Source organism: Candidatus Thiosymbion oneisti (assembly GCF_900092655.1).
Taxonomy (GTDB): Bacteria; Pseudomonadota; Gammaproteobacteria; order Chromatiales; family Chromatiaceae; genus Thiosymbion; species Thiosymbion oneisti.
Map to the genome: position 1 here is coordinate 1 of NZ_FLUY01001808.1, position 4601 is coordinate 4601.

The window sequence follows — 4601 nt, forward strand, 5'->3', positions numbered from 1 at the left end:
ATATTTAAATGATTTGTTGGGCACGCCGCCGTCCAAAGATGCGGTTCGCGGCCTGCCCCTTGTCTGTTGTGCCTAGCCATCCCTGAGGTGGTAGATAGGCCGGGCACAGGCAGACATTCCTGGGGCGGTGGGCAGGCGCTCACCGCATCCTACCGGCTTTGCCCAACCTACGAGCTTCGCCCTGCTCCCGCCGGGAGAGGGGCTTTGAGGCTTAACTTGATGATATTGGGGTACGGCGAGGGACATAAGCACCAAGCACTCCACATCAGCCACCGTGACCGACCAGGGTAAAACCCGCCCACGCCTTGGGGTGGGAAAAGCTACCGGTTTTAATGATACCGAGTTGGCTTTCGCGCAATGCGTTTGCGATGTCCTGCCCACCGCGGGAGAGCCTCTCGAAGGTACGCACCAAGAGCTCGAGCGTGGTTAGTGAGGGGACCTCCCAGTGGCTGACGAGTAGGTTTCTGGCCCCCGCGAAAAAGAAGTTGCGCGCCAGGCCGGAAAGTGCCTCACCACCGCTTTCTTTGCCGCCACCACCGGTATCACAGGCGGACAGCACGACCAGATCCGCATCCATCTCGAGATCCGCTGCCACTTCACTTGCCAGCAGCAGACCGGCGGCGGAAGATCCCGAGCCCGCACTCGGGGTCGTGAGCAAGGCGGCATCGGGCAGGCACTCCAGCTTACTCGGCAGCAACCCGTGAGTGGCAAAGGAGATATAGCGATAATCGGTCAGATCGCGCCGGCGTACCGCAGGCACCGTAAAGGCACCTTGTAGGACGACGTCCCGGGGGCCTGCACCCAAGGCGCCGGCGCTCTTTTTCAATTCGACCGCAGTACCAGGTAAGCGCGCAAAATTCGCGATCAAGGACGCCTGCCTGCGACAGGTCGATGTCCGCGGCATATCCACTGCCGACATCAAGGTCGCTGTCCTGCCTCCGGGCACCGGATCACCGAAGCCCACAAAGGGTTTGGGTGCCTTGGACGGGGGCGTGTTGCGCAGGCTCACGAAAGATTGCACGGCCGGAGACACGGTCAAGGCATGGCGTGCGACCATCCATGGGACCGCAGAATAGTCCAGGCCCTCCACCACCGGCGGCACGTCTGTCACCAGCATGGCGAAAGGCAAGCTGAGCAGAGCTCCCGTTGGAATGGTGATGAGGTGGTGCTTGGTGCGGACTGCACGCTCGACCGGTCCGAACAAATGCCGATACAGGGCATAGGCCCGGTCGATCGGATAGGCCGGTATTTCGTCGGCTTCCACCGGCCGTCTCAGCGCGCGCACGAAGCGCCGGACCGCGGCGCGCGACAGCCCGATGTCGTAGACCTGGATGCCGTCCCGATCGACCAGAAATCCGACCCCACCGTCGGCACCGATGAGAATATGTGCCAAGGCTTCGTCTGCGCGGAGCCGTTGCCGTACCTCCGAGGCGGGAATGGGCTTGAACAGGACCAGCTGATTGTAGCCGGGAGAGGCCGTCTGAACCTCAAGCTCAAGCGCTCCGATCCGGGCGCTGATCTCATCCCAGCGACGCTTGAGCCGCTCGCGAGCTGCGCCTGAGCTGGCGTCCAGATCCTGGCGAATCCGCTCGCGTCGCGCTTGGGCATCCTGCATCTGTCTGAGCAGGGTACTGACCTTGGTGCTCCCGGACTCGAGCCGGGCGTAGACCTGAGCGATCTGCTGGGTCACCAAAGGGCTCGTCACCAATTGAGCCGCTTCGAACAATTCGTCGGCGAGCCTTCCACCGCCGAGTCCTCCAAGATGCCTTATGCCGATTTGGAAGTATGGGAGCACATCGTCCAGGTCTACATTGCCGCCTTGTTCGCCGATAATCTCGAAGCCTTCCCGAAACGCGCTCAATGCCCGACGCTCATGGCCCCGCCGGGCATGCACCCGACCCAGCGCCAAGAAGGCCATCCCCCCGGCGCGGGTGCTACCGATCAGGGCCCGCTCGGAGGCAACGGCGGAGTTGAGCAGGCGCTGAGCGGCGGCCAGATCGCCGCGCGCTTCCGCAATCTGGGCACCGAGCACGTCGATCTCCACGACCCAATCCCGCGGTGCCTCGAAATCGGCATCGAAGAGCCCCCGTGCTTGCCGGAATGCCGCCTCCGCAGCATCCAGTCGCCCTTGCAGCAGTAGGGCCTTGCCCTTTACATAGGCCGGCTTGATCGCGTTGCCGCGGGCCGAGGCGGGTCCGCCACGGATCAATGACAAGCCGAAGGTCCCAATGAGTAACCCACTGTCGGCAGTGAATTCGCGCCCACTATCCAGATCGTGCCGAACGCTCGAGGGGACATAGCCTTGGAGCTGGAACAGCTCCTTCGCGCGTTCCGCCTCCACGGTCGCTTCGCGGTTCCGGCGCTGATTGGCCAAATGCATCGAGCGGTAGGCATCGAGACGGGCCCGTTCGATGGCCGGGGAAGTGGCGTCCACGAGCGTCGCCTCCGCGCGCTCGAACATGGCACCGGCGGCCTCGAACTTCTCCTGATTGCTCAGCTCGAGAGCCAGATGCATGCTCAGGAATGCGACCAGCTCCGGCCGCCGCTCCTCGGCCTGCAACAGGGCCTTGCGATACTGCCGCTCGGCGAGTGCATATTGGCCGCGTTGATTGTAATACCGGCCCAAGCGCAGCAATCCTTTGTACTGGGTCACATCGCCGACGTCGAAATTGGCGCTCGCGATCAGCCCTTCCAGACGCCGCATCTCTGCGGACAACCCCCTGGGACCGGCGTCACTCCAAACGCGACCGCTGACCACGCCGATGCCCTGCTCCAGCGGTCGGAATGCCCCGGGAATCCCATCACCGAGGTAGATACGTTCACCGATCCGGGCCACCACCGCCTGATAGGGCCAGTTTCCCGAGTACAGCCTACAGTCCAGGGCCAGTGCCTCGACCCCATCCAGGATGGACGTGGGACGCGCCGCGCCGCACCGGGCAAACTGATCCAAACGCAACCGCCACCAGCCCTCCGAGATCAAGGATCGGGGGGAATTCGAGCCGGCATCGACAACGAACACCGAGCCGCTCGGCTGATCCCAGCTCCCGCACTGGAGGCTGAAATAGCCGGCACCGGCCGCCGCGATCTTCGAGGGTGCGGACCGCCCATACAGGGTACAGGGGTCCTTTCCCTGGTTGGTCCCGACCTCGAACTGGCTACCGGCAGCGTCAGGGATGTCCACGGGCGAGGCACATCCCAGCACAAGACAAGCCGTTACCAGGAGCGCCAGGGCCCCGGTCAATCGTGTATCCAAATCCATAGGTATCGCTCGCACGCCGCCAGGTGGTGTTGACATTTAGTGTCATTTCGAGCGCAGTGAGGAATCTTGTGCTCAACCAACACCATGACTTCGTATGGAAGATCTCTCCCTTCGGTCGAGATGACAAGCCGTACTGTGGCTCGTTCCCATGCTCCAGCGTGGGAATGCCGTTATGGCCGCTCCAGCGGCCGAGATCCCTCGCTCCGCTCGAGAGAAGGTTCATGACGCTGGAGCGTCTGGATTTGGCTCCCACGCTGGAGCGTGGGAGCCAGAGGTCGCCTGTAGCACCGGTGCCAGCGTCTTAACACAACCTACACCCACATTATCGCCCATACCGCCGACTCGCACGGACCTCGCTTTGGGTGTAGGTTGCGTTAGCCGCGCGGGGAAACGCCTTGGGGGGCACGGCGTCGAACGCGGCGTAACGCAACCCGACGCTCGGATCCATTTTAACCAGACAGCTTCTAAGAGATCCGTCCCCCGGCCCTACTCACTCCTCTTCTTCCCCATCGTCATCATGCCCCCCGCTCTCTTCCCAGATGGCCTCGTTGGCGCCGTTCAAATGCACCATATAGAGCTCGTCATCCGCCTCGTAATCGGGAATCGCATAGGCATCGGCCAAGCTATCGAAGACACCGGGCGTCAACTGGAGCCTGGAATCGCTGGTTTCTTGAAACAAGAGCACTTGGAGCACGATCGTATCATTCGGAATTTTCTGAGGCTCAGTCGTTTTATCCGGAATACCCTCAGACCGGGGCGGTTCCGACACCAGGATGTCCAAACCCAGGTCGTCAGGACCCGTAGGGTCGGGAACCGTGGTGTCAGGACCCGTAATGTCGGGACCCGTGGTATCAGGACCTGTAGGATCGGGAACCGTGGGATCGGGATCCGTGGTGTCAGGACCATCAGTGTCGGGACCCGTGGGTTCACCACACTGCAATGTGTCGGTCTCGGCTAGGTAGACGCCTCCCGATCCGGCATCAGTGTCGATTCTACCCGCGGTGACGTCGATATCAGCGGCTTCACCCGGCGCACCAATACCGCTGGCTGCAGTCAGAATGATATTGCAGCAGACAAGGTTCTCGTTACCCGCGCCTTCCCCCACCGTATTGTCGCTGATCGCCCCCTCGGTCGCGGTGACCACGATGGTGTTGTCGATACCGGCCTCGATACGACCCAGCGCGACATCATTCGCCGCTATGAGGGTGACATCCCCCTCGGCGCGGTAGACAGTGCCATCGGCCATGCTGATGTCGTTGGCTGCTGCCGTGGCGGTGATGGTGCCGCTGGTGGCGGTAACGTCTCCGGCAGCGGTGTGCTCGATGCCGGTGCCACCTGTGAG

Annotated in this window: 2 protein-coding genes; both read right to left on the reverse strand. The window is 62.5% G+C overall.

Annotated elements, in window-relative coordinates; genetic code table 11:
* Positions 1–265 precede the first annotated feature (265 nt).
* Entirely contained in the window at positions 266–3259 is a 2994-nt protein-coding gene (locus BQ17_RS19265) for a CHAT domain-containing protein (RefSeq protein WP_176722519.1), read from the reverse strand.
* Between the two features lie 490 nt (positions 3260–3749).
* The coding region (locus BQ17_RS22195) for a hypothetical protein (RefSeq protein WP_176722520.1) at positions 3750–4601 on the reverse strand (852 nt) is incomplete at its 5' end.

Bases quoted from the DNA above. Each gene is read 5' to 3' on its own strand.
- BQ17_RS19265 (WP_176722519.1), bottom strand. From the start codon at position 3,259: ATGGATTTGGATACACGATTGACCGGGGCCCTGGCGCTCCTGGTAACG.